The following is a 23,937-nucleotide window of genomic DNA, read 5'->3' as shown; positions in this document are numbered from 1 at the left end:
ACACCCTAGAGATCTTGAATGAACAAGCTGGCGGAAAAAGTCCAACAGGCGTTGGTTGTGGCCATCGATAACGATGACCTGGTTCTGCCAACGCTGCCGGAAGTGGCCCTGAACATTCGCCAGGCCGCCGAAGACCCGGACATCAGCATCAGCCACCTGAGCAAAGTGATCGGCCGCGACACCGCCTTGTCGGCGCGGCTGATCAAAGTGGTCAACAGCCCGCTGTTGCGCGCGACCCAGGAAGTCACCGACCTGCACACCGCCATCACCCGCCTGGGCACCAACTACAGCAGCAACCTGGCGATCGGCCTGGTGATGGAACAGATCTTCCACGCCCGTTCCGAAGTGGTCGAACAGAAGATGCGCGACGTCTGGCGGCGCAGCCTGGAAGTGGCCGGCGTGAGCTATGCGTTGTGCCGCAACCACAGCCAGTTGAAGCCTGACCAGGCGGCGCTGGGTGGGCTGGTGCACCAGATTGGCGTGCTACCGATCCTGACCTTCGCCGAAGATCACTATGAACTGCTGTCCGATCCGGTCAGCCTCGATCACGTGATTGAAAGCATCCACCCGTTGCTGGGGGACAAGCTGCTGCGGCGCTGGGACTTCCCGGAAATGCTGGTGAACCTGCCGGCGCAGTACATGAACCTTGAGCGCGACTCCGAGCGCCTGGACTATATCGACCTGGTGCAGGTCGCCGTGTTGTATTGCCACCGCGACACTGACCACCCGCTGGCCAGCGTACCGATATCGACGGTACCTGCGATCAAGAAACTGCGACTCGACCCCTACAGCGACACCTTGCGCGCCGAGCTGGATGAAGCACGGTCAATGTTCTACTGATTACCCCGCGATAAAACTGACCCGCACTTTCAACCCCGCCAACTCTCCGTCATGCAAGCTGATCTGCGCCAGGTGTGCCCGGCAGATCTCGCCAACAATCGCCAACCCCAAGCCCGCCCCCAAGCCCTGCTGGCTGCGCCGATAGAAGCGCTCGAACACTCGGTCCCGCTCATCCAGCGGGATGCCCGGGCCGTCATCTTCCACCTCAAGTACCGCCGGCGCCGTGACCCGCAGGATCACGTTGCCGCCCGGGGGCGTGTGGGCCAGGGCGTTGTCCACCAGGTTGCTCAACAACTCGTTCAACAAGGTGGGCTCGCCCCGCAGCCACACCGGTTCATCCGCCTCCAGCGCCAGGGCCACGCCACGCGCATGGGCCAGCGGCGCCATGGCCATGCCCAGCTCGCGAGCCAACTGGCTCAGGTCCAGCAACTGCGCCCCGCCTTCGGCAATCGCCCGGGCGCCGTTTTCGATGCGCGCCAGCGAGAGCAATTGATTGGCCAGGTGAGTCAGGCGATCAGTGCCCTGGGCTGCGGTTTCCAGGGTGGTGCGCCAGGTAGCCGGGTCTTCGGCACGCAGGCCAAGCTCCAAGCGTGCCTTGAGCGCTGCCAACGGAGTGCGCAGCTCATGGGCGGCATCGGCAATAAACTGTGCCTGGCGCTCGAACTGCCCGCGCAGGCGTTCGGTGAAATGGTTGAGCGCATGTACCAGCGGGCCCAATTCATGCTGCACCTCCACCAGCGGCAATGGCCGCAGGTCATCGGGCTGACGCTCTTCCACGGCCGTGCGCAAGCGCTCCAACGGCCGCAGCGCCGCACTCACGGCAAAGAACACCAACAACAATGCACCGATGGCCAGCATCCCCAGGCGCAGCAAGGTATCGGCCATCAGGCTGCGCGCCATCGCCACCCGCGCTTCGTCGGTTTCGGCCACGCGGATTTCCGCCATGCCGTTCATGTTCGGTTCGGAGACTGCCTTGAGCAGGCTGACCACTCTCACGTTCTGGCCCTGATACTTGGCGTTATAAAAGCGCGCCAGCGCCGGATAGTCATCGGTGCGTGGAGTTCCCGGCGGCGGGCCCGGCAGGTTTTCGTAGCCGGAGATCAGCTTCTGGTGAATATCGTTGACCTGGTAGTAGATCCGCCCGGCGCTGTCGTAGGCGAACGTATCCAGGGCGACGTAGGGCACATCGGCACTCAAGGTACCGTCGCGGTGGGACAGGCCGGCCGCAATGGTCCGCGCCGAGGCCAACAGCGTTCGGTCGTAAGCCGTGTCCGCCGCCTCGCGCCCATTCCAGTAAGCGCTCAAGCCGCTGGCAATCATCAACACCACCAGCAACAGCGCCAGGTTCCACAGCAGGCGCCAGCGCAGGCTGCTGGGCTTATGCATCGCGGGCTTCCAGCAGGTACCCCAGGCCACGGAAGGTGACGATGGCTACAGGCTGGCCATCGAGTTTCTTGCGCAGGCGGTGCACGTAGATTTCGATGGCATCGGGGCTGGCCTCTTCATCCAGGCCAAACACCTGGGAAGCCAGTTGCTCCTTGCTCATGACCCGGCCCGGGCGCGCGATCAGCGCCTCAAGCACCGCCTGCTCGCGGGAGGTCAGGGTCAGCAGTTCACCACCCAGGGTGAAGCGCCGCGTATCCAGGTCGTAAATCAGCACGCCACACGCCTGTTGCCGCTCACCGCCCAGCACGCTACGGCGCAGCAGCGCCTTGACCCGGGCTTCCAGCTCCGTCAGTTCGAACGGCTTGGCCAGGTAGTCATCCGCGCCCAGGTTGAGGCCATGCACGCGGTCCTTCACATCACTGCGTGCGGTCAACATCAACACCGGCAGATTTTTCCCACGGGCCCGCAGGCGCGCCAATACTTCGAAACCGTCCATGCGCGGCAGGCCCACATCGAGAATCGCCACCGCGTATTCCTCGCTGCTCAAGGCCAGGTCCGCCGCCACTCCATCGTGCAACACGTCGACGGTCAAACCCGTGCTCTTGAGCGCCTGGGCGACACTTTCGGCTAGCTGCAGATGGTCTTCGACCAGAAGGACACGCATGGGTTTTTACCTCGTTCGGGGGTGGTCGGCGCCACGCTTTGCCGGGGAGTTTACAGGCGCGGCCTGCGCTGTGAAGCCCGAAAACATTGAAAGGCGACTGAAAGGTTAGTGAAAGCTTCGCCCTTTAGCATCCAGCCACGGTGGGTTTCGCCTGCCGAGCTATTTCACCCATAGCGCCCGAAAAACGCCTCGAAGCGTTTTCGCCAAAATAAGAACAATAACGGAGTACACCCACGATGCTGCGCACACAGCCGCCTGCTCGTTCTTCTCGTATCACCCAGACCGCCCTTGCCAGTGCCGCCGCCCTCGCCGGCTTTTCGCCCGCAGGCCAGGCCGCCTTTTTCGAGGACAGCACCGCCACCCTCGAAACCCGCAACATGTACTTCAACCGCGACTTTCGCGACGGCACCAGCGCACAACAATCCAAGCGCGACGAGTGGGCCCAGGGCTTCATGCTCAACCTGCAGTCGGGCTATACCGACGGTACCGTCGGCTTCGGCGTGGATGCGCTGGGCATGCTCGGGGTCAAGCTCGACTCCAGCCCCGACCGCACCGGCACCGGGCTGTTGCCGACCCACGACGACGGCCGCGCCGCCAACGAATATTCCAAACTCGGCCTGACCGGCAAAGTGAAGATCTCCGCCACCGAGCTGAAGATCGGCGCGCTGATCCCCGAATTGCCGATCCTCAAGCCCAACGACGGGCGCATCCTGCCGCAGACGTTTGAAGGCGGCCTGCTCAGTTCCAGGGAATTCAAGAACCTGGTGTTCACCGGCGGCCGCCTGAACAAGGCCAAGGACCGCGACGACACCAACTACGAAGACATCGGCCTCAACAACAAAAACAGCCGCTTCCTCAGCGGCGCCACCGGCAAGCATTTCGACTTCGGCGGCGTGGACTACAAGTTCGCCGACAAGATCACCGGTAGCTACCACTTCGCCCAACTCGACGACGTGTACCGCCAGCATTTCCTCGGCCTCGTGGCCTCGCGCCCGATGGGCCCCGGCACCTTCGGCGCCGACCTCCGCCTGGCCGTCAGTGACGACACCGGCGCGGCGCGCGGCGGCAAGATCGACAACACCTCCCTCAACGGCCTCTTCAGCTATGCCCTCAATGGCCATAAGCTCAGCGCCGGTTACCAGCACATGTCCGGCGACAGCGCCTTTCCCTACGTGGACGGTAGCGATCCTTACCTTGTCAACTTCGTGCAGATCAACGACTTTGCCGGGGCCGAAGAACGCTCCTGGCAGGCCCGCTACGACTACGACTTCGCCAAGCTGGGGATTCCCGGCCTGAGTTTCATGAGCCGTTACCTGTCGGGTGACAACATCAAGCTCAAGAACGGCGAGACCGGCAAGGAGTGGGAACGCAACAGCGAGATCCGCTACGTGGTGCAAAGCGGCACGTTCAAGGACGTGGCCGTGCGTCTGCGCAATGCCACCTACCGTTCCAACTATTCGGCCCGTGATGCGGATGAAGTGCGCCTGCTGGTGAGCTACAGCGTCGCACTCTGGTAACAGCAACCTCATAACAACAATGATGGAGATGAACATGACCCTTTCACTGCGTAAATTTGCCCTGACGGCCAGCTGCATGCTGTTCGCCAGCCAACTGCTGGCCGCCGAGCCCAAGCGCCCGGAGTGCATCGCCCCGGCGTCCCCTGGCGGTGGTTTCGACCTGACCTGCAAACTGGCGCAGAGCGCGCTGGTCAACGAGAAACTGCTGAGCAAGCCGATGCGCGTGACCTACATGCCCGGCGGCGTGGGCGCGGTGGCCTACAACGCCGTCGTGGCGCAGCGTCCGGCCGACGCCGGCACGCTGGTGGCGTGGTCCAGCGGCTCGCTGTTGAACCTGGCCCAGGGCAAATTTGGCCGCTTCGATGAAAGCGCCGTGCGCTGGCTCGCGGCCGTCGGCACCAGCTACGGTGCCATCGCGGTGAAAAACGATTCGCCCTACAAAAACCTCGACGATCTGGTCAAGGCCCTGAAGAAAGATCCGGGCAGCGTGGTCATCGGTTCCGGCGGCACCGTCGGCAGCCAGGACTGGATGCAAACCGCCCTGATCGCCAAGGCCGCCGGCATCAACCCGCGTGACCTGCGCTACGTGGCACTGGAAGGCGGCGGCGAGATCGCCACCGCCCTGCTAGGCGGCCATATCCAGGTAGGCAGTACCGACATCTCCGACTCCATGCCGCACATCCTCAGTGGTGACATGCGCCTGCTGGCGGTGTTCTCCGACGAACGCCTGGACGAGCCGGAAATGAAGAACATCCCGACCGCCAAGGAACAAGGCTACGACATCGTCTGGCCGGTGGTGCGTGGCTTCTACCTCGGGCCAAAAGTCAGCGACGAAGACTATGCCTGGTGGAAAGACGCCTTCGACAAACTGCTGGCTTCCGAAGAGTTCGCCAAGCTGCGTGACCAGCGCGAGCTGTTCCCGTTCGCCATGACCGGCCCGGAGCTGGACACCTACGTGAAGAAACAGGTGGCTGACTACAAAGTGCTGGCCAAAGAGTTCGGCCTGATCCAGTAATCGCCCCTCTGTGGGGGCGGGCTTGCCCGCGAAAAACTTCAACGATGACGCGTGCTGCCTGTATAAACGCGACGTCCTGGCGTTCTTCGTGAGCAAGCTCGCGCCTACAAGAGTCTCCAAGGAGTTTCCCATGCTCTTACAACGCATTTTCGCCTCAGTGATGTTGCTGGTCTGTGCCGGCCTCGCACTGATGGCCTGGCCATATCAGGCGTCGTTTTCCTACGAGCCGGTAGGGCCTCGGGCCTACCCGCTGCTGATGCTCGGGCTGATGGGCCTGGGCCTGATCTACATGCTGTTTCGTCCACAGCCCACCAAGCACACAGAAGAAGAGCCCGCGCTGGACCGCCAGACCCTGATCAAGATCGGCATCTGCGTCGGGTTGCTGCTGGTGTTTGCCGGCACCTTCGAACCCTTGGGTTTCATCCTCAGCAGCATGCTGATCGGCATTCCGATGGCGCGCCTGTATGGCGGCCGCTGGATGCCCAGCGTGGTGATCGTGACCTTGATGAGCATCGGTCTTTACCTGCTGTTCGACAAGGCCATGGATGTACCGCTGCCGCTCGGCCTGCTTGAAGTTCTGGAGAACTGATATGGATACGTTCAGCTATTTGGGCCAGGGCTTCGGCGTTGCACTGACCCCTTACAACCTGATCACCGCACTGTGCGGCACCTTGATCGGCACCGTGGTCGGCCTGTTGCCGGGCCTTGGGCCGATCAACGGCGTAGCGCTGTTGATCCCCATCGCATTTGCCCTGGGGCTGCCGCCTGAGTCGGCCTTGATCCTGTTGGCGGCCGTGTACCTGGGCTGCGAATACGGCGGGCGCATCAGCTCGATCCTGTTGAACATCCCGGGTGAAGCTTCCACCGTGATGACCACCCTCTACGGCTACCCGATGGCTCGCAAAGGCCTGGCGGGCGTGGCGTTGTCGCTGTCGGCGTGGAGTTCGTTCATCGGTGCGTTTATCGCCACCTGCGGCATGGTGCTGTTCGCCCCGCTGCTGGCCAAATGGGCGATTGCCTTCGGCCCGGCGGAATATTTCGTACTGATGGTGTTTGCCATCGTCTGCCTGGGCGGCATGGCCGGTGACAAGCCGCTGAAGACCTTTGTCGCGGCCTTGATCGGCCTGTTTCTGTCAGCAGTGGGTATCGATGCCAACAGCGGCGTTTACCGATTCACCGGCGATAACATCCACCTGACCGACGGCATCCAGTTCGTGGTGCTTGTATTGGGCCTGTTCTCCATCAGCGAGATCCTGTTGCTGCTGGAAAAAACCCACCGTGGCCAGGAAGCCGTGAAAGCCACCGGACGCATGATGTTCAACCTGAAGGAAGCTTGCGCGGTATTCGTCGTGAATATTCGCTGCGGCCTGCTGGGTTTCATCATGGGTGTCTTGCCGGGCGCGGGTGCCACACTGGCCTCGGCCGTGGCCTACATGACCGAAAAACGCCTGGCCGGTGCCAGCGGTAAATTCGGCCAGGGCGACATGCGCGGCCTGGCGGCTCCGGAAACCGCGATCGGCGCTTCCGCCTGCGGCGCCCTGGTGCCGATGCTGACCCTCGGCGTACCCGGCTCGGGCACCACGGCGGTGATGATCGGCGCCCTGTCGCTGTACAACATCACCCCCGGCCCGCTGCTGTTCCAACAGCAACCGGACATCGTCTGGGGCCTGATCGCCTCGTTGTTTATCGCCAACATCATGCTGGTGATCCTCAACATCCCGATGATCCGCATCTTCACCCGCATCCTTGCCGTGCCGAACTGGGCACTGGTGCCGGTGATCGCCATCATCACTGCGATCGGTGTGTACGCGGTTCACGCCACCACCTTCGACCTGTTCCTGATGGTCGGCATCGGCATCTTCGGCTACATCCTGCGCAAGCTGGATTTCCCGCTCTCGCCGGTGCTGCTGGGCTTTATCCTCGGCGGGTTGATGGAGCAGAACCTGCGTCGTGCGCTGTCGATTTCCAACGGCGAATTGCAGATCCTCTGGTCGAGCCCGATCACCTTCGGCGTGTGGGTACTGACGGCCTTGATGCTGTTGTTCCCGCTCCTGCGCATCTGGCGCAAGCGTTCCCTGCAGCGTCGTGCCGTGGCCGATGTCTGAGGCCACGTTCAGAAACTGGTGGGCAACACCGCTGGTCGGTCTGCTGGGCGGGTATCTCGCCAGCCAGATCGGCTGGCCACTGCCGTACATGGTCGGCTCGTTACTGGCGATCATCCTGGTGCGCTGCCTGACACCCTGGCAGCTCGCGGAAATTCCCGGCGGCCGCAAATGCGGCCAATGGGTGGTGGGCATCGGCATCGGCCTGCACTTCACCCCGGTGGTGATCGAGCAGGTGATGAGCCACTTCGGCCTGATCTTCTTCGGCGCGCTGGTCACCAGCCTCTCCAGCATTGTGGGTGTGTGGTTGATGCGCCGCAGCGGTGAAGACCGCGCCACGGCGTTTTTCTCGAGCATGCCAGGTGGATCGGGGGAGATGGTCAACCTCGGCGCACGCAATGGCGCAGTGCTCAGCCGCGTCGCGGCGGGCCAGAGTTTGCGGGTATTGGTGGTGGTGCTCTGCGTGCCGGCGGCGTTCAAGTATTTGCTGGGGGAAGGTGCCCCGCAGTTTCATCCGGCGACGGTGGATTGGACCTGGCTGGCGCTGCTGTTTCCCGTCGGCGCCCTGGTGGCCTGGGGCTGGCAACGCTTGCGTCAGCCAAACCCCTGGCTGTTCGGGCCGCTGCTGGTCAGTGCCGCCGCCAGCATTACCTGGGACTTGCACATCGGGCTGCCCGACGGCGGCAGCCAGATCGGCCAGTGGCTGATCGGCAGCGGCCTGGGCTGCCACTTCAACCGGCAGTTCTTCCGGCGCGCGCCGTTGTTCATGGGACGTACGTTGATCGGTACGGCGTTGACCATGTTGATTGCGACGCTGGCGGCTGTGGGCTTGAGTGCACTCACACATCTGGACCTGCGTTCGCTGACACTGGGCATGATGCCAGGCGGAATTGCGGAAATGAGCCTGACGGCGGAAACCCTGCAACTGTCGGTGCCGTTGGTGACGGCGATGCAGGTGATGCGTTTGTTGTTTGTGCTGTTTCTGGCGGAGCCTTTGTTTCGGCACTGGAACCGGCAGCCAGACAAAATCTGAAGCCCAAGAGACGTTCAATTGTAGGAGCTGTCGAGCTTTAGCGAGACAGCTCCTACATTGGAGCTATGTCAAACCGGCGGCAATCGCCACTCGATCGGCGTCTCGCCATTCTGCTCAAGAAACTTGTTGGTGCGGCTGAAATGCCCGCAGCCAATAAACCCTCTATAGGCCGACAACGGCGACGGATGCACCGACGTCAGCACCAGGTGCTTGGTGGCGTCGATCAGCTTCTGCTTGCCCTGCGCATGGGCGCCCCACAGCAAGAACACCAGGTGCGGCTGATGCTCGCTCACCACTTCAATAATCCGATCGGTAAAGAACTGCCAGCCCTTGCCCGCATGGGCGTTGGCATTCGCGCGCTCCACGGTCATGGTGGTGTTGATCATCAGCACGCCCTGGTCGGCCCAGCTTTGCAGGTAGCCGTGGTTGGGAATGTCGATGTTCAGGTCACGCTTGAGTTCTTTGTAGATATTGACCAGCGACGGCGGTGCCGGCACGCCCGGTTGCACCGAGAAGCACAAGCCGTGGGCCTGGCCCGGGCCGTGATACGGGTCCTGGCCGAGGATCACCACCTTGACCTTGTCCAGGGGCGTTGAGTTGAGTGCGTTGAAGATCATCGGGCCGGGTGGGTAGATCTCCTTGCCTGCCGCGTGCTCCTGGCGCAGGAATTCCCGCAACTGGGCCATGTACGGCTGGTCGAACTCGTCACGCAGGGCGTGTTTCCAGCTGGGTTCGAGTTTGATACGGTCGTCGGTGGTCATGGTTACGCTGTCTAGTCAAAAGAATGAGGCGAACCCTAGGAAAGCCGACCTTGCTTGTCAATTGATCTGACGCAGATACCGCACTTTCCTGCGAAGCGATCATACTGAACCTTCACTTTATCGATTGAGGTCATGATGAACCTGCACTTCGAAGAGCTGATTGGCACCGGCGGCGCCCGCGTTGGCATCGCCAGCCTGGACGCGGAAAAATCCCTCAATGCCTTGTCGTTGCCGATGATCCTGGCCCTGAGCGAACGCCTGGACGCCTGGGCCAAAGACCCGCAAATCGTCTGCGTGCTGCTGCGCGGCAATGGCCCCAAGGCTTTTTGCGCCGGTGGCGAAGTGCGCAGCCTGGCCCAGGCCTGCCGTGAACATCCCGGCGAAGTACCGGCGCTGGCCGCGCATTTTTTCGCCGCGGAATACCGACTCGACTACCGCCTGCACACCTACCCCAAACCGCTGATCTGCTGGGGCCACGGCTATGTGCTGGGCGGTGGCATGGGCTTGCTGCAAAGCGCCGCCGTGCGCATCGTCACGCCAAGCAGCCGCCTGGCCATGCCGGAAATCAGCATCGGCCTGTACCCGGACGTGGGCGCCAGTTGGTTCCTGTCTCGCCTGCCCGGCAAGTTGGGGTTGTTCCTCGGCCTGACCGGCGCCCATATGAACGGCCGCGACGCCCTGGACCTGGGCCTGGCTGACCGTTTCCTGCTGGATGAACAACAAGACGAACTGCTTGAAGGCCTGCTGCAACTGAACTGGCAGGAACAGACCGACATGCAGCTCAACAGCCTGCTCAAGGCCCTGGCCCAGGAAGCCGCCGGCCAGTTGCCCGAAGCCCAATGGCTGCCGCGCCGTGGGCAGATCGACGAGTGGCTGGACGTGGGGGATGTGCGCTGTGCGTGGCGAGCCTTGAGCCAGTTACGCGATCACACCGACCCGCTGCTCCGCCGCGCAGGCAAGACCCTGAACGAAGGCTGCCCGCTGACCGCGCACCTGGTGTGGGAACAGATCCAGCGAGCGCGGCACCTGTCCCTGGCCCAGGTGTTCCAGATGGAATACACCTTGAGCCTGAACTGCTGCCGTCACCCGGAATTCAGCGAAGGTGTGCGGGCGCGGTTGATCGACAAGGACCAGCAGCCACACTGGCACTGGCCGGACATCAACTTGATCCCCGAGGCCGTGGTGCAGGCGCACTTCCACAAGGTCTGGGAAGGGCGGCATCCGCTGGCGGACCTGTCTGACTATTGAGCGCCCGTCGGCGCTTTTTTGCCCTCGAACGTGAAGGCACAATTATCGGGTTGGTGGTCGTCGCACTGGAAAATCTGTTGCCCGAAAGCATCGGTGCCCGGTACCCAATGCGTGGTATCTGCCAGCGACATCGCCCCCCCGGCTTGAGCCGTGCCGTACCTCAGGGTGACTGTCTTACCCCTCAGGGTTTTATAAATGCACTTTTCCAGATAGCCATGCTTGCGCTCGTCCTGCTCGCTTGGAGTAAAAAGCGCGCCGACAAAGGTTTCCACGAATTCCCCGCCGCTCATTGCCTGGCTTATCCATGGCGAGTCGCTGTCAGTTCCCTGAAAGTGACCGTCAACGTACCGTACAGCACTCGGGTAAGGACAGGATTGCGCTGCTGCCAACGTACTGACGCCAAGAAAAGCAAAAAATAACAGGTAGAGCGGGCTGACGTTCATGTCATGGGTTCCATCAGTCGATGCTGGAAGCGATACGCCAAACAGGCGACTGCTCCCAATTAACTACAGGCGTAACCCACAGGATAGCTGTCAAATATGACAGTGCCGACCAACGGTAAACAAAAACGGCGCCTGAGCGCCGTTTTTCCAATTATTCCTATCAGCGATGACCGCCGCCACGGCCTCCACCCTGACCACCACCCTGGCCATGTCCGCCGCCATTACCCCAGTGACTGTTGCCCCAACCCTGGTTTGGGTAAGGCCGATAACCCGCGCGCGGCCCCGCAGGATAATAGCGCGGCGCCGGCTGGTAATAACGCGGCGACGGGTAATAACGCTGCGGTGGCGGGTAGTATCCCTGGCGGTAATGGTAATACGGGCCGCCGCCGTAGTAATACGCCGGCGCGGGCGCCGTGTAGACCTCGGAACCGTAGTAGGCCTGGCCGCCACCGTAATAAGGCGCGCACGCAGACAGGGTCAAGCCGAGCAAAGCGATGAGAAGCAGTCGACGATACATGGCGGCCTCCTGGACCGCGGAAGAGCACACCCAGCGACGCTGGGGGGCGGCAAACAGCTTTCACTGCCTGACGAAATATCTGACATCAAAAACGGAATCTGGTGCGATTTAGACATAGATTGATACATCTGCCGGTCGCCTCATTGCAGTGCAATCCCGCACCACCACGACGCATATTCACCGCACGTTGCGCCCCCCCTCCTCGCGCCAACCCACGCCATTACTGCACCCGTGCCACTTGGCACGACTCTCGCTTTACCTCTCCCGTGCAGGAGTCATCACAGGTTCGCGGCACCACAATTTGCAATGGCTGACTAGGGTTCCGGCTCGCTAAGGCGAGTGGCTGGTCCGAGAGTCGGCGACCTCCAGTTGAGGTTACACGGCGGGATAAAAGCCCGGGAGACAAGCCACCGTTCACGGTGCCGCGTTGCTCCTGCTCGCCCTTGATCAACTGGAGAAGCATCCATGCCCTCGATACGTTTACCCGCCCTGCTCGCCGCCGCCTTCGCCGCCGTGGTGAGTTTTTCCGCCCAAGCCGCCCCCAAAGACCATTTCAGCGTGTGCTGGACGATCTATGCCGGCTGGATGCCGTGGGAATACGCCGGCAGCCAAGGCATCCTCGACAAGTGGGCCAAGAAGTACGGCATCAAGATCGACATGGTGCAGCTCAATGACTACGTCGAATCCATCAACCAGTACACCGCCGGCCAGTTCGACGGCTGCACCATGACCAACATGGACGCCCTGACCATTCCCGCCGCCGGCGGCGTGGACAGCACCGCGCTGGTGGTCAGCGACTTCTCCAATGGCAACGATGGCGTGGTCATCAAAGGTGAAGGCAAGACCGTCGCCGACCTTAAGGGCATGAACGTCAACCTGGTGGAACTCTCCGTGTCCCACTATCTGCTGGCCCGCGCCCTGGAGTCGGCCAACCTCAGCGAAAAAGACCTGAAAGTGGTCAACACCTCCGACGCCGACATCGCCGCCGCCTTCAACACCGACCAGGTCAAGGCCGTCACCACCTGGAACCCGATGCTCTCGGAGATCAAGGCCAAGCCCGGTGTCACCGAAGTGTTCGACTCCAGCAAAGTGCCCGGCGAAATCATGGACATGATGGTGGTCAACACCCAGACCCTCAAGGACAACCCCAAGCTGGGCAAAGCGTTGACCGGCGCCTGGTTTGAAGTGGTGGCGCTGATGAACGCGAAAAACGCCGCCAGCACCGACGCCCTGGAACACATGGCCAAGGCCTCCGGCACCGACCTCAAGGGCTTCCAGTCGCAACTGGACACCACCAAGCTGTTCGCCACGCCCAAGGAAGCCCTGGCCTTTGCCACCAGCGCGCAGTTGCCCGCCACCATGGGCAAAGTCGCCGAGTTCTCGTTTAAACACGGCCTGCTGGGTGAAGGTGCCAAGGACACCAACGCCGTGGGCATGAGCTTCGCCAATGGCGTGACCCGCGGCGACACTGCCAACCTCAAGCTGCATTTCGACCCCAGCTACGTACAGATGGCCGCCGACGGCACGCTGTAAGAGGACGCGGCCATGCGCCTGATCAACCGTCACCCGGAACGCTCCAGTCGCCTGCTGTTGGTGCTGCTGCCCTTCGCCCTGCTGCTGTTCGCCTACTTCGTGGGCTCGGCCGAGCGCCTGGCAGACAACCCCAACGACAAGCTGCTGCCCAGCGCCGCACAAATGGGCGACGCAGTGAAACGCCTGGCCTTCAGCGCCGACACTCGCACCGGTGAATACGTGCTGTGGCAAGACAGCGCCTCAAGCCTGCGCCGCCTGGCGATCGGCCTGGGCATCAGCGCCCTCGCCGGCCTGTGCCTGGGCATTGCAGCCGGCACCTTGCCGCTGTTTGGCGCACCGTTGTCGCCGTTACTGACGGTGCTGTCGATGGTGCCGCCGCTGGCGATCCTGCCGATCCTGTTCATCGTGTTCGGGCTGGGGGAATTGTCGAAAGTGATGCTGATCGTGATCGGTATCACCCCGGCCCTGGCGCGGGACCTGGAACAGCGGGCACGGGAAATTCCCGTGGAGTTGCTGGTGAAGGCACAGACCCTCGGCGCCTCCACCTGGACCCTGATGCTGCGGGTGGTGCTGCCGCAATTGCTGCCACGTTTGCTGATCTCCCTGCGCCTGATGCTCGGCTCGGCGTGGCTGTTCCTGATTGCAGCCGAAGCCATCGCCTCCACCGACGGTTTGGGTTACCGGATCTTCCTGGTGCGCCGCTACCTGGCGATGGACGTGATCCTGCCCTACGTGGTGTGGATCACCCTGCTGGCCTGGCTGATGGACTGGGGCCTCAAGGCCCTGACCCGGCGCGCGTTCCCCTGGTACGAAGGAGCGCGGGCATGAGCTTTATCAACGTCAACAATGTGTGGCAGCGCTATGGCGACCAGGTGGTATTGGAGCGCCTGAACCTGCACGTGGCTGAAGGCGAATTCTGCACCCTGGTCGGCACCTCCGGTTGCGGCAAATCGACCTTCCTGCGCCTGCTGCTGGGGCAGGAAACCGCCAGCCATGGCGAGATCCTGCTGGACGGTAAACCGCTCGCCGCCGAACCCGATGCCAGCCGTGGCGTGGTGTTCCAGCGCTACTCGGTGTTCCCGCATCTGACGGTGCTGGACAACGTTGCGCTGGGCCTTGAGTTGCCGCGTTCAGCGTTGCTCGGCCGCCTGTTCGGCAACGCGAAAAAACAGGCCCGGGAACAGGCCGCAGCGCTGCTGCATAAAGTCGGTTTGGGCCATGCCCTGGACAAGTACCCGGCGCAGCTTTCCGGCGGTATGCAGCAGCGGCTGGCCATCGCCCAGGCGCTGATCATGAAGCCCCGCGTGTTGCTGCTGGACGAACCCTTCGGCGCCCTCGACCCGGGCATTCGCAAAGACATGCACCTGCTGTTGCTGGAGCTGTGGCGCGAAACCAGGCTGACGGTGTTCATGGTCACCCACGACCTGAGTGAAGGCTTCAGCCTCGGCACCCGCTTGCTGGTATTCGACAAGGTGCGCCTCGACCCACACGCCCCCGGCGCCTACGGCGCCCGTATCACCTACGACATCCCTTTGAACAGCGAGCGCCGCAAGGCGATCGCCGCCGAACTTGGAGCCACTTCCAAATGACCGACTCAACTCAATTGTTCCCACCTTTCGCCGAGGAAATGCTCCCCGGCGGCGGCCACCGTTCCTTTGTACTCAAGCGCGGCCAACTGCTGCGCCTCACCGACATTCGCGGCGGCGCCAACGTCAGCCTGACCCTGCTCAATGCCAATGAAAAAACCGAGCGCCTGAACCTGCCCGACAGCCTCAAATGCCAACACACCGCCAAGCTCACCAACGGCCATTGCCTGTACTCGGACATGGGCCGCGTGCTGGCTGCCATCACCGCCGACACCTGCGGCTGGAGTGACAGTATCGGCGGCGTGTCATGCGCCTCCGAGGTCGCGGAAAAATACGGCAAAGGCCGCTATCAAGAGCTGCGCAACGGCTTCTACCGCAACGGCACCGACAACCTGCTGGTGGAACTGGGCAAGTGGGGCCTGGGGCTGTCTGACCTGCTGATGACCCTCAACCTGTTCAGCAAAGTCACGGTAGATGAAGCTGGCAGCCTGCACTTTGTCCCCGGTCACTCCAAGGCCGGCGACTACATCGAACTCTACGCACCGATGGACACACTGGTGGTGCTCACCGCGCTGCAACATCCCATGGACCCCAACCCCGAGTACGCGCCGCAGCCGCTGAAACTCAGCTGGATGAACGCCGACCCAAGCGTCGCCGAACACTGCCGTACCTCGCGCCCGGAAAACGAGCGCGGCTTTATCAACACAGACCGTCTGTTCGCCTGAGGACCTGCCATGTCTATCGCACTCGCCAAACAACCGGACGCGGCCGTGTACCGCGCGACCATTCCCGCCGGCGACCCCTGGCTGATGGAAGTCAAAGCCGGCCAGACCCTGCGCATCCTCGACCTTGAGGGCAACCAGGCGGTCGACACGCTGTTCTACAGCCTGAAAAACCCCAGGGAACGCTACGACGTGCAGCGCACCCTGCGTCGGCAAAACAGCGTGTACCTGAGCACCGGCAGCGTGCTGTATTCCAACCTCGGCCAGCCAATGCTGACCATCGTCGACGACACCTGCGGACGCCACGACACCCTTGGCGGCGCCTGCGCCCAAGAGAGCAACACCGTGCGCTACGCCCTGGAAAAACGCTACATGCACAGCTGCCGCGACAACTACCTGCGGGCCTGCGCCCACGATGGCCGGCTGGGTAAAAGCGACATCGGGCCGAACATCAATTTCTTCATGAACGTGCCGGTGACCGCCGATGGCGGGTTGACCTTCGAGGACGGGATTTCCGCCCCCGGCAAGTACGTCGACCTGCGGGCCGAGATGGACGTGATCGTACTGATCTCCAACTGCCCGCAACTGAACAACCCGTGCAACGGCTACAACCCAACCCCTGCGGAGTTACTGGTATGGAACTGAAGATCAAGCGGTTGCGCCAGTGGTTGTTCGCCCTGTGCCAGGCCCGGGCCGGGCAGTGCCTGCGAAAACGCTGAAGATCACCTGTGGGAGCGAGATTGTGTGGGAGCGGGCTTGCTCGCGAAAGCGGCGTATCAGGCGACTGATGTATTGACTGAACCACCGCATTCGCGAGCAAGCCCGCTCCCACACTCCACCTCCCACACTGACTGCATGCGCTGCGGACGACCGCAGCGCCATCCACATTTGCGGGACGGCCCGCATCCCAGGACAAGGCCGAGCACTCATCGGCCTGCGGGGTTTTGCCATGTTCGAAAAACTGTTGATCGCCAACCGTGGCGCCATCGCCTGCCGCATCCTGCGCACCTTGCGTGAGCTTTCGGTCAAGGGCGTGGCGGTGTATTCCGAAGCCGATGCCGCGAGCCTGCATATCCAGCAAGCGGATGAGGCCTACAGCCTGGGCGAAGGCGCGGCGGCCGGCACCTATTTGTCGGTGGAGAAAATCCTCGCCACGGCCAAGGCGTGTGGCGCCACCGCGATTCATCCCGGCTATGGCTTTCTATCGGAAAACGCCGCCTTCGCCGAAGCCTGCGAAACAGCAGGCATCGCCTTCGTCGGCCCGACGCCGGAACAGCTGCGGGTATTCGGCCTCAAGCACACCGCGCGCGCGTTGGCCAGGCAGCACAACATCCCGCTGCTGGAAGGCACCGAGCTGCTCAACAGCCTCGACGCCGCACTACTGGCCGGGGAAACCGTGGGCTATCCGATCATGCTTAAAAGCACCGCCGGTGGTGGCGGGATCGGCATGCGCGTGTGCCACAGCGCCGATGAATTGCGCGACTGTTTCGAGGCGGTGAAACGCCTGGGCCAGAACAATTTCAGCGATGCCGGTGTGTTTATCGAGAAGTACATCCAGCACGCCCGGCACCTGGAAGTGCAGGTGTTTGGTGATGGCTGCGGCGAGGTGATCGCCCTCGGCGTGCGCGACTGTTCGGTGCAGCGGCGCAACCAGAAAGTGCTTGAAGAAACCCCGGCGCCGAACCTGCCCGACGGCATGGCGGATGAGCTGTGCCGTGCCGCCATCACCCTGGCCAAGGCAGTGGATTACCGCAGCGCCGGCACCGTGGAATTTATCTTTGATAGCGCCGATGGCCGCTTCTATTTTCTGGAAGTGAACACCCGGTTGCAGGTGGAGCATGGCGTCACCGAGCAAGTGTGGGGCGTGGACCTGGTGCGCTGGATGGTGCAATTGGCCGCCGGGGAAATGCCGCCATTGCGGGAACTGCAACTGAAGCCTCACGGCCACGCGATTCAGGCACGCCTGTACGCCGAAGATCCGGGCCGGGAGTTTCAGCCAAGCCCGGGGCTTTTGACGTATGTGGACTTCCCGGTCGCTGAAGGCCTGCGCATCGACACGTGGGTGGAGGCCGGTTGCGAGATTCCGCCCTACTTCGACCCGATGATCGCCAAGCTCATCACCTGGGCGCCGACCCGCGAACAGGCACGCCTGGATTTGCATCAAGCCCTGAGCAACAGCCAACTGTACGGTGTGGAAACCAACCGCGATTATCTGCGCCAGATTCTGCTCGCTACACCGTTCGCCAGTGGCCATCCGTGGACGCGCTGCCTTGAAGATTTGGTGTACCACGCCAACACGTTTGAAGTGCTCAGCGCCGGCACGCAAACCAGTGTGCAGGACTATCCGGGGCGCCTCGGTTACTGGGCCGTAGGCGTGCCGCCGTCGGGGCCGATGGACAGTCGCGCGCTGCGCCTGGGCAATCGCCTGCTGGGCAATGCCGAGGGCACCGCTGCGCTGGAAATCACCATGAGCGGGCCGTTGCTGCGCTTCAATTGTGCGGCGGTGGTGGCGGTGACGGGTGCAGACATTGTGCTGCGCTTGAATGATGAAGCGGTACCGATGAACACCGCGTTGCTGATCCCGGCGGGCGCAACCTTGAGCCTGGGCACCATCGCCGGGGCCGGAGCTCGCAGCTACCTTTGCGTGCGCGGCGGGCTGCAGGTTCCGGATTATCTGGGAAGCAAAAGTACCTTCACCCTTGGCCAGTTTGGTGGGCATGGCGGGTGGGCTTTGCGGGCGGGTGATGTGTTGCACTTACTGCCGTTGGAGGATGTCAGTTGCGGCAATACGCTAGTGCCTGAACCGCTTGGCGAGGTGCGAACACTGCGGGTGATCTACGGCCCCCACGGCGCGCCGGAATACTTCAAGCCCGAGTACATCGAGACGTTCTTTGCCACCCAGTGGGAAGTGCATTTCAACTCCAGCCGCACGGGTGTGAGGTTGATCGGGCCGAAGCCTCTGTGGGCGCGTACGGATGGCGGTGAGGCGGGGTTGCATCCGTCGAATATTCACGACAATCCGTATGCGATCGGTGCGGTGGATTTTACCGGGGACATGCCGGTGATCCTCGGCCCCGACGGCCCGAGCCTGGGTGGGTTTGTATGCCCGGTGACGGTGATCGAGGCGGACTTGTGGCAGCTGGGCCAGCTCAAGGCGGGTGACAAAATCTGCTTCACCCCCGTCGATATCAAGACCGCCCGAGACCTCGCCTTGAAATGGGATCAAGTGTGGGAGCCGGGCTTGCTCGCGATGCAGGCAACTCGGTCCGACAGGCAAACCGAGGCGATGCTTTCGCGAGCAAGCCCGCTCCCACATTTGATTGAGTCGCCTGTTGTTCTGGACATCGGCCAGGCCGACACCCGCCTGGTCGCCCGCCTCGCCGGCGACACCCACCTGCTCCTGGAAATCGGCGCCCCGGAACTCGACCTGGTGTTGCGCTTTCGCGCCCACGCCCTGATGCAAGCCCTCGAAGCACAAGCCCTGCACGGCGTCATCGACCTGACACCCGGCATCCGCTCCCTGCAAATCCACTACCAGCCCGAACAACTTACCCTCGCCGACCTCCTGGCGCTGATCACCGCCGAATGGCACGCCGTCTGCGCCAGCCAAAACCTGCAGGTGCCGTCGCGCATCGTCCACCTGCCACTGTCCTGGGACGACCCGGCCTGCCAACTGGCGATCGAAAAATACATGACCACCGTGCGCAAGGATGCCCCGTGGTGCCCGAGCAACCTGGAGTTCATCCGCCGCATCAACGACCTGGCCAACCTCGACGAAGTGCGCCACACCGTGCTCGATGCCAGCTACCTGGTGATGGGCCTGGGCGACGTCTACCTCGGCGCGCCCGTGGCCACGCCGCTGGACCCGCGTCACCGCCTGGTCACCACCAAGTACAACCCGGCACGCACCTGGACCGCCGAAAACTCCGTGGGCATCGGTGGCGCCTACCTGTGCGTGTACGGCATGGAAGGCCCCGGCGGTTATCAGTTCGTCGGGCGTACCTTGCAGATGTGGAACCGCTACCGGGAAGTCGCCGCGTTCGATGGCAAACCGTGGTTGCTGCGCTTCTTCGACCAGATCCGCTTTTACCCGGTGAGCGCCGATGAGCTGGTGCAGATACGCCGGGATTTCCCCCTTGGGCGGTTTGAACTGAGCATCGAACACAGCCAGTTGAACCTGACGGATTACCAGGCCTTTCTCGCGCAGGAAGCCGAAAGCATCGGCGCGTTTCGCGGGCAACAGCAGCGCGCGTTCAACGCCGAACGCGAACGCTGGATCGCCAGCGGCCAGGCGCATTTCGACAGCGAGGAACTCGCCGCACCACAGGGCGCAGACACGCCCTTGCAGGCCAACGAATACAGCATCGACAGCCACATCGCCGGCAATCTCTGGCAAGTGCAGGTCAGCGCTGGCGAACGCGTGGCGGCGGGAGATGTGCTGGTGATCCTGGAGTCGATGAAAATGGAAATCCCGGTAGTCGCACCGTTCGCCGGCACCGTGCGGGAAATTCCGGTGCAGCCCGGCAGCGGCATTGGCGCAGGCCAACGGGTGGTGGTGCTGGAGCGTGATTTGCAATAACGCGGCGGGGCTGTATCGTGCAAGGCACACCGGGTTTCACCGGGACCTTGTCCGATACAGCCTGAACCGACCGATGACCACGCCAACCCTCTGCCCCGCCTGCGGCGCCCGCAACGATTGCGTCCTGGCCGACCCGCGCACTGCCGACCAGGCGTGCTGGTGCTATTCCGTCAGCATCGACCCCGCAGTGCTCGAAGCCTTGCCGGCGGAACTGCGCAATAAAGCCTGCCTGTGCCCGCGTTGTGCTCAGGTGGACGAACAACTGCGCGGCAACGAGCGGTCGTAATGCGCGTAGATCGTTTCCTCAGCAACCTGCCCCGTTTCAACCGTAAACAGGTTCGCCTGTTGCTGGTGGAGCGGCGGATCAGCGTCGACGGCCAGGCCACCAGCGATCCGCACCACCCGGTAAGCGAGTTCAGCCGTGTGTTGCTGGATGACGAAGTGCTGCAAGCCGGCAAACCCGCGCGTTACTTCATGCTGCACAAACCCCAGGGCTGCGTCAGCGCCACGTCCGACCCGCAACACCCCACGGTGCTCGACCTGCTGGATGAACCGGACAAGCACGAGCTGCACATCGCCGGTCGTCTGGATTTCAACACCACCGGCCTGATGCTGATCACCAACGACGGCCAGTGGTCGCGCCGCCTGACCCAGCCGCAAACCAAACTGCCCAAGGTCTACTACGTCGAGACCGAGCAGGACATCGGCCCGCAATACGCGGCCACCTTCGCCGCCGGCCTGTACTTCGCCTTTGAAGAGCTCACCACCCAACCGGCGGAACTGGAACTATTGGGCCCCAGAACGGCGCGCCTGAGCATCATTGAAGGGCGTTATCACCAGGTGAAGCGCATGTTCGGGCACTTCGACAACAAAGTGATACGCCTGCACCGCGAACGCATGGGACCGCTGGAGTTGGACGCAGCCCTTGCGCCAGGCCATTACCGGGCGCTTACAGAGGCTGAAATCCAACAGGTCTGATGACCGTTCAGCCGATGATGGCAAAAACCCACGCCATCGACTGGCGAACTGGCATCCCTGATGCTTGAATCAACCCAGCCAGCCGCAATCTGACTGGCGAGTCACCCCTACCTACAAGAAACACTTTGCCCGTCCGCACGCTTGACCTGCGGGCCTCTCACGGCAAATTGCCCGCCATAACAACACCCGTCGGCCAGCCAGTACCGGATCGACATGGGCCCTCACTTCCAGGCGTATGCCTACCTGTCACAAAGCTCGTGCAGAGTGATCTGCGCGCATTACCCGCTTGCCAGGAGTCTTACGACATGAGGCCAGAAATCGCTGTGCTGGATATACAGGGTCAGTATCGGGTTTACACGGAGTTCTATCGCGCGGACGCAGCAGCCAAGACCATCATCCTGGTCAACGGCTCAATGGCCACCACTGCGTCTTTCGCCCAGACCGTGAAAAGCCTGCACCCGACGTTCAACGTGGTTTTGTATGACCAGCCCTACGCTGGCCGCTCCAAAATCCACAACCGCCACGAGCATATGCTGACGAAAGAAGTCGAGGGCCAGATCCTTCTGGAACTCATCGACCACTTCGCCGCCGAACACGTGCTGTCCTTTTCCTGGGGCGGCGCCGCGACCCTCGTCGCCCTCGCCCACCGCCCGCGCCGTGTGGAAAAGGCCGTGATCAGCTCGTTCTCCCCGGTGATCAACGCCCCGATGCGCGACTACCTGGAGCGCGGTGTCGACTACCTCGGCAACCTCGACCGCGACCGCGTGGGCCACCTGGTCAACAGCACCATCGGCAAACACCTGCCGTCGCTGTTCAAACGCTTCAATCACAAACACGTGAGCAGCCTGGCCGAGCACGAGTATGGGCAGATGCACTTTCACATCAGCCACGTGCTCAACAGCGACCGGCTGTGCTACCTCAAGGCCGCTAAGCAGATTGATATACCGGTGTTGTTCTTGAACGGCGAATGGGACGAGTACACCAGTGCCCAGGATGCCAAGCTGTTTGGGCAACATATTGCGAAAAGCAGCTTCGGCACGATTCAGGCGACCGGGCACTTTCTGGATATGGAGCACAAGGCCGCGTGCCGGGATAGCCGGGAGGCGTTGATGGGCTTTTTGAGACCGGAGCAGCAGCCAAGCCGGTTGCGGTACCACGCGTCACAGCCACAGCATGCGTTTGCCGTATGAGCGGTGGGGTTGTGGGCGGGCCGGATTTCCCAGGGGGGCCGCCTGCCCATGATCGACCGTTGGCACGTAAAACACAGAATTTTCGAAGAAAAACTTCAAATCCGCGAGCACATCTGGTACAAAGTCAGCCGCTCTGAGCGGGTATAGTTTAGTGGTAGAACGAAAGCTTCCCAAGCTTTAGATGAGGGTTCGATTCCCTCTACCCGCTCCACTCAGATTTTGCTCCTGCGTCAGGCTGGTTTTGACGGGGGATGTGTAAAAAAACCGGTCCTTGGTGACCGGTTTTTTTATGGGTGGGATTTGGTACAACGTGCAGCAATCATGCTGCTCTCATGTTCGCCGTGGCAGAGTTGCCAATATCAATTTCAAGGGATCAGGGATGAAGGCTTTCGTTATTACAGTCATGTTATTGATCACCGGCTGCGCCGCCAAAGTCGTTGAATACACGCCGGCCCCCATCACTGCGGAACAGGCAAGATCAATAATCGAGCAGGTCCTGATGGAGCAACCGCAAAAGACCAGGCCTGAGCAGGTATTTTTCACCGACGAGTACATCGGTTATGGCAACGGCATCGTCTCGTCCAGCAGCGGGTTTGCCAGTGCAGTACCGATTGGTAACGGGGCAATAGCTGCCGGAAGCTCGGTCACCTCGTCCAAGTCGGTACAAACCAGGATCTATTTCAACTCAATTGGTACCGCGACGCTTTACTCCAAGCGCGGCCGTTGGGTGGTGATTACCCGAAATCAGGCGGGTAGCACCATGAACTTTTCTCTGGTCGACACTCAGCAAAAAGCTGAGCGGTTTATTGATGCAATGATGTACTTCAAGAAATAACGGTACGGATCGGTCAAGGAGGGGAACTCCCCCCAAACTGTCCTATTTATCGATAACTAACATCCAGGGAGGTGTACGCAACAATAGCTGCCCCGCCGTCCTGCTCAGCGGTCTGGTTGTAATTCCCGGCCTTGAAATACAGATTGATGCCCTGCCAACCCGATGGCGGAATATCGAACTCCCGGCTGGCCTGCCTGCCATTCGCCGCAGCCGAAACCAGCAGCACCATGCCACCCTCGGAGCCCTTGACCTCAATCTTGTAATTCAGCTTGTCGTTAAGCTCGAGCCCCTTCAGCAATACTGTCCGTTGCTCCTTCTGCCCATAGCGCGTTTTGGTCCCGGCGATGATCGAGCCACCTTCCCAGCGAAGCTTCAGCAGCTCCGAACCTCCCGCCTTGTCGCCATGTATCTGGGCAAAAATGATCGATTTTGTGCTTGGATTTTGCACCACATAAAGCTCGCCGGACTGGGTATTATCAAACACCCCACCTGCGGTGAACTCTCTTTTTGCCCGCAGCTCAACACGGGGGTAGTGACTGTTGGGCGTCGCGTCAAGACCCGAGGGTGTGTTGAATACCAGCGCTCCTTCAGGCACGCCTTGATGGCATCCCGATGTGCGATAACAGTTTGTGTAGAAATAGGCGTTCTGAAGATTTTCGCCGATCGCGACTTCTTCTGCCTGACCTTGCGCATTGAAATCCTGAAGCACGTAGGCACGGCTCAGGTTGGACAGGTTGTCGCCTGGGGGTTTTGTGGCATCCAGGGCAAAGGCATTTCCACCGTTAAAAATCGCTCCGATGGCCACTACCGACACCGCGATAACTCTAGCGCCAAACACTTTAAATGCGTGCATCACCGTCACCAATTATTCGTCAAAGCCCCAACTCCAACGCCAGCAGATCCGATAGCTGTTGCGGGTGTCGAATCAATGTAATGCGCCTTACTGCCGAAAGAGAAAAAAATATTGGAGGGCTGCCCTTCCCTTGGT

The 23,937-nt window shown here is 61.8% G+C and carries 23 protein-coding genes, 1 tRNA gene and 1 riboswitch; of the genes, 18 read left to right on the top strand and 6 right to left on the bottom strand.

The window, feature by feature from the left end; all coding sequences use genetic code 11:
* Positions 1-18: 18 nt before the first annotated feature.
* Positions 19-840: an HDOD domain-containing protein gene (locus HYE77_RS01850; RefSeq protein WP_177035873.1), complete on the top strand. Its 822-nt coding sequence runs from the start codon at positions 19-21 to the stop codon at positions 838-840.
* Here HYE77_RS01850 and HYE77_RS01845 read toward each other — a convergent pair whose 3' ends face one another.
* Together HYE77_RS01845 and HYE77_RS01840 are read right to left on the bottom strand one after the other, a co-directional pair.
* A complete protein-coding gene (locus tag HYE77_RS01845) occupies positions 841-2,226 on the bottom strand; it encodes a sensor histidine kinase (protein WP_177068329.1) in 1,386 nt (461 codons plus the stop codon). It abuts the gene before it with no gap.
* Positions 2,219-2,890: a response regulator gene (locus HYE77_RS01840; RefSeq protein WP_003212008.1), complete on the bottom strand. Its 672-nt coding sequence runs from the start codon at positions 2,888-2,890 to the stop codon at positions 2,219-2,221. Before HYE77_RS01840 ends, HYE77_RS01845 begins: the two co-directional genes overlap by 8 nt.
* Before the next feature lie 236 nt (positions 2,891-3,126).
* On the opposite strand from HYE77_RS01840, the gene HYE77_RS01835 reads away from it, so the two are divergent.
* From HYE77_RS01835 to HYE77_RS01815, 5 genes are all read left to right on the top strand, one after another.
* Positions 3,127-4,407, top strand: coding sequence for an OprD family porin (locus HYE77_RS01835; RefSeq protein ID WP_008437839.1), 1,281 nt, complete (start codon positions 3,127-3,129; stop codon positions 4,405-4,407).
* Positions 4,408-4,435: 28 nt separating this feature from the next.
* Entirely contained in the window at positions 4,436-5,422 is a 987-nt protein-coding gene (locus tag HYE77_RS01830; protein ID WP_166742143.1) for a tripartite tricarboxylate transporter substrate binding protein, read from the top strand.
* Between the two features lie 130 nt (positions 5,423-5,552).
* Positions 5,553-6,011, top strand: coding sequence for a tripartite tricarboxylate transporter TctB family protein (locus HYE77_RS01825; protein ID WP_008437838.1), 459 nt, complete (start codon positions 5,553-5,555; stop codon positions 6,009-6,011).
* A 1-nt stretch (position 6,012) separates the two neighbouring features.
* A complete protein-coding gene (locus HYE77_RS01820) occupies positions 6,013-7,527 on the top strand; it encodes a tripartite tricarboxylate transporter permease (RefSeq protein WP_177068328.1) in 1,515 nt (504 codons plus the stop codon).
* Positions 7,520-8,557, top strand: a complete 1,038-nt coding sequence (locus tag HYE77_RS01815) for an AbrB family transcriptional regulator (RefSeq protein ID WP_003212018.1) — start codon at positions 7,520-7,522, stop codon at positions 8,555-8,557. Before HYE77_RS01820 ends, HYE77_RS01815 begins: the two co-directional genes overlap by 8 nt.
* Before the next feature lie 68 nt (positions 8,558-8,625).
* Here HYE77_RS01815 and ung read toward each other — a convergent pair whose 3' ends face one another.
* Complete coding sequence (ung, locus tag HYE77_RS01810; protein ID WP_003212020.1) at positions 8,626-9,318, bottom strand: uracil-DNA glycosylase; 693 nt, start codon at positions 9,316-9,318, stop codon at positions 8,626-8,628.
* 135 nt (positions 9,319-9,453) lie between these two features.
* On the opposite strand from ung, the gene HYE77_RS01805 reads away from it, so the two are divergent.
* The gene (locus HYE77_RS01805; RefSeq protein WP_177068365.1) at positions 9,454-10,566 is read left to right on the top strand and encodes an enoyl-CoA hydratase/isomerase family protein; all 1,113 of its coding nucleotides are present in this window, start codon (positions 9,454-9,456) and stop codon (positions 10,564-10,566) included.
* On the opposite strand, the gene HYE77_RS01800 is transcribed toward HYE77_RS01805, so the two are convergent.
* Both HYE77_RS01800 and HYE77_RS01795 read right to left on the bottom strand, forming a co-directional pair.
* Positions 10,560-11,009, bottom strand: coding sequence for a DUF3757 domain-containing protein (locus HYE77_RS01800; protein WP_177068327.1), 450 nt, complete (start codon positions 11,007-11,009; stop codon positions 10,560-10,562). The two genes, HYE77_RS01805 and HYE77_RS01800, sit on opposite strands and share 7 nt — an antisense overlap.
* A gap of 160 nt (positions 11,010-11,169) precedes the next feature.
* The gene (locus HYE77_RS01795) at positions 11,170-11,526 is read right to left on the bottom strand and encodes a hypothetical protein (protein WP_003212026.1); all 357 of its coding nucleotides are present in this window, start codon (positions 11,524-11,526) and stop codon (positions 11,170-11,172) included.
* 303 nt (positions 11,527-11,829) lie between these two features.
* Positions 11,830-11,930: riboswitch (guanidine-I (ykkC/yxkD leader) on the top strand.
* A gap of 61 nt (positions 11,931-11,991) precedes the next feature.
* On the opposite strand from HYE77_RS01795, the gene HYE77_RS01790 reads away from it, so the two are divergent.
* The 11 genes from HYE77_RS01790 to HYE77_RS01740 all read left to right on the top strand — a co-directional run bounded on the left by HYE77_RS01790 (position 11,992) and on the right by HYE77_RS01740 (position 22,949).
* Positions 11,992-13,059, top strand: coding sequence for a putative urea ABC transporter substrate-binding protein (locus HYE77_RS01790; RefSeq protein ID WP_003212027.1), 1,068 nt, complete (start codon positions 11,992-11,994; stop codon positions 13,057-13,059).
* 12 nt (positions 13,060-13,071) lie between these two features.
* The gene (locus tag HYE77_RS01785) at positions 13,072-13,887 is read left to right on the top strand and encodes an ABC transporter permease (RefSeq protein WP_003212030.1); all 816 of its coding nucleotides are present in this window, start codon (positions 13,072-13,074) and stop codon (positions 13,885-13,887) included.
* Positions 13,884-14,648 (top strand): ABC transporter ATP-binding protein, encoded by a 765-nt coding sequence (locus HYE77_RS01780; protein ID WP_177068326.1) that lies wholly within the window; start codon positions 13,884-13,886, stop codon positions 14,646-14,648. Before HYE77_RS01785 ends, HYE77_RS01780 begins: the two co-directional genes overlap by 4 nt.
* The gene (locus HYE77_RS01775) at positions 14,645-15,370 is read left to right on the top strand and encodes an urea amidolyase associated protein UAAP1 (protein WP_003212035.1); all 726 of its coding nucleotides are present in this window, start codon (positions 14,645-14,647) and stop codon (positions 15,368-15,370) included. The genes HYE77_RS01780 and HYE77_RS01775 overlap by 4 nt, the downstream gene beginning before the upstream one ends.
* 9 nt (positions 15,371-15,379) lie before the next feature.
* Positions 15,380-16,012 (top strand): urea amidolyase associated protein UAAP2, encoded by a 633-nt coding sequence (locus tag HYE77_RS01770; RefSeq protein WP_177068325.1) that lies wholly within the window; start codon positions 15,380-15,382, stop codon positions 16,010-16,012.
* A 304-nt stretch (positions 16,013-16,316) separates the two neighbouring features.
* Positions 16,317-19,946 carry an urea carboxylase gene (gene uca / locus HYE77_RS01765; RefSeq protein WP_177068324.1) on the top strand — a complete coding sequence of 1,210 codons (3,630 nt, stop codon included), beginning with the start codon at positions 16,317-16,319 and terminating at the stop codon, positions 19,944-19,946.
* A 73-nt stretch (positions 19,947-20,019) separates the two neighbouring features.
* Positions 20,020-20,232 (top strand): cysteine-rich CWC family protein, encoded by a 213-nt coding sequence (locus HYE77_RS01760; RefSeq protein ID WP_008437822.1) that lies wholly within the window; start codon positions 20,020-20,022, stop codon positions 20,230-20,232.
* Complete coding sequence (locus HYE77_RS01755; RefSeq protein ID WP_177068323.1) at positions 20,232-20,924, top strand: pseudouridine synthase; 693 nt, start codon at positions 20,232-20,234, stop codon at positions 20,922-20,924. The genes HYE77_RS01760 and HYE77_RS01755 overlap by 1 nt, the downstream gene beginning before the upstream one ends.
* Before the next feature lie 305 nt (positions 20,925-21,229).
* Complete coding sequence (locus tag HYE77_RS01750) at positions 21,230-22,114, top strand: alpha/beta fold hydrolase (protein WP_003212046.1); 885 nt, start codon at positions 21,230-21,232, stop codon at positions 22,112-22,114.
* A 137-nt stretch (positions 22,115-22,251) separates the two neighbouring features.
* Positions 22,252-22,325, top strand: a tRNA-Gly gene (locus HYE77_RS01745).
* 168 nt (positions 22,326-22,493) lie between these two features.
* Positions 22,494-22,949, top strand: coding sequence for a hypothetical protein (locus HYE77_RS01740; protein ID WP_177068322.1), 456 nt, complete (start codon positions 22,494-22,496; stop codon positions 22,947-22,949).
* 46 nt (positions 22,950-22,995) lie between these two features.
* On the opposite strand, the gene HYE77_RS01735 is transcribed toward HYE77_RS01740, so the two are convergent.
* Positions 22,996-23,802 (bottom strand): polysaccharide lyase family 7 protein, encoded by an 807-nt coding sequence (locus HYE77_RS01735; RefSeq protein WP_177068321.1) that lies wholly within the window; start codon positions 23,800-23,802, stop codon positions 22,996-22,998.
* Positions 23,803-23,937 lie beyond the last annotated feature (135 nt).

It is taken from the genome of Pseudomonas sp. IPO3774 (genome assembly GCF_013386835.1).
GTDB lineage: Bacteria > Pseudomonadota > Gammaproteobacteria > Pseudomonadales > Pseudomonadaceae > Aquipseudomonas.
This window is presented reverse-complemented; position numbering and strand designations above follow the sequence as displayed.

Excerpts from the sequence above, each read along its gene's own strand:
- HYE77_RS01850 (WP_177035873.1), top strand. The coding sequence starts at position 19 with ATGAACAAGCTGGCGGAAAAAGTCCAACAGGCGTTGGTTGTGGCCATC.
- HYE77_RS01845 (WP_177068329.1), bottom strand. The coding sequence starts at position 2,226 with ATGCATAAGCCCAGCAGCCTGCGCTGGCGCCTGCTGTGGAACCTGGCG.
- HYE77_RS01840 (WP_003212008.1), bottom strand. The coding sequence starts at position 2,890 with ATGCGTGTCCTTCTGGTCGAAGACCATCTGCAGCTAGCCGAAAGTGTC.
- HYE77_RS01835 (WP_008437839.1), top strand. The coding sequence starts at position 3,127 with ATGCTGCGCACACAGCCGCCTGCTCGTTCTTCTCGTATCACCCAGACC.
- HYE77_RS01830 (WP_166742143.1), top strand. The coding sequence starts at position 4,436 with ATGAACATGACCCTTTCACTGCGTAAATTTGCCCTGACGGCCAGCTGC.
- HYE77_RS01825 (WP_008437838.1), top strand. The coding sequence starts at position 5,553 with ATGCTCTTACAACGCATTTTCGCCTCAGTGATGTTGCTGGTCTGTGCC.
- HYE77_RS01820 (WP_177068328.1), top strand. The coding sequence starts at position 6,013 with ATGGATACGTTCAGCTATTTGGGCCAGGGCTTCGGCGTTGCACTGACC.
- HYE77_RS01815 (WP_003212018.1), top strand. The coding sequence starts at position 7,520 with ATGTCTGAGGCCACGTTCAGAAACTGGTGGGCAACACCGCTGGTCGGT.
- ung (WP_003212020.1), bottom strand. The coding sequence starts at position 9,318 with ATGACCACCGACGACCGTATCAAACTCGAACCCAGCTGGAAACACGCC.
- HYE77_RS01805 (WP_177068365.1), top strand. The coding sequence starts at position 9,454 with ATGAACCTGCACTTCGAAGAGCTGATTGGCACCGGCGGCGCCCGCGTT.
- HYE77_RS01800 (WP_177068327.1), bottom strand. The coding sequence starts at position 11,009 with ATGAACGTCAGCCCGCTCTACCTGTTATTTTTTGCTTTTCTTGGCGTC.
- HYE77_RS01795 (WP_003212026.1), bottom strand. The coding sequence starts at position 11,526 with ATGTATCGTCGACTGCTTCTCATCGCTTTGCTCGGCTTGACCCTGTCT.
- HYE77_RS01790 (WP_003212027.1), top strand. The coding sequence starts at position 11,992 with ATGCCCTCGATACGTTTACCCGCCCTGCTCGCCGCCGCCTTCGCCGCC.
- HYE77_RS01785 (WP_003212030.1), top strand. The coding sequence starts at position 13,072 with ATGCGCCTGATCAACCGTCACCCGGAACGCTCCAGTCGCCTGCTGTTG.
- HYE77_RS01780 (WP_177068326.1), top strand. The coding sequence starts at position 13,884 with ATGAGCTTTATCAACGTCAACAATGTGTGGCAGCGCTATGGCGACCAG.
- HYE77_RS01775 (WP_003212035.1), top strand. The coding sequence starts at position 14,645 with ATGACCGACTCAACTCAATTGTTCCCACCTTTCGCCGAGGAAATGCTC.
- HYE77_RS01770 (WP_177068325.1), top strand. The coding sequence starts at position 15,380 with ATGTCTATCGCACTCGCCAAACAACCGGACGCGGCCGTGTACCGCGCG.
- uca (WP_177068324.1), top strand. The coding sequence starts at position 16,317 with ATGTTCGAAAAACTGTTGATCGCCAACCGTGGCGCCATCGCCTGCCGC.
- HYE77_RS01760 (WP_008437822.1), top strand. The coding sequence starts at position 20,020 with ATGACCACGCCAACCCTCTGCCCCGCCTGCGGCGCCCGCAACGATTGC.
- HYE77_RS01755 (WP_177068323.1), top strand. The coding sequence starts at position 20,232 with ATGCGCGTAGATCGTTTCCTCAGCAACCTGCCCCGTTTCAACCGTAAA.
- HYE77_RS01750 (WP_003212046.1), top strand. The coding sequence starts at position 21,230 with ATGAGGCCAGAAATCGCTGTGCTGGATATACAGGGTCAGTATCGGGTT.
- HYE77_RS01740 (WP_177068322.1), top strand. The coding sequence starts at position 22,494 with ATGAAGGCTTTCGTTATTACAGTCATGTTATTGATCACCGGCTGCGCC.
- HYE77_RS01735 (WP_177068321.1), bottom strand. The coding sequence starts at position 23,802 with ATGCACGCATTTAAAGTGTTTGGCGCTAGAGTTATCGCGGTGTCGGTA.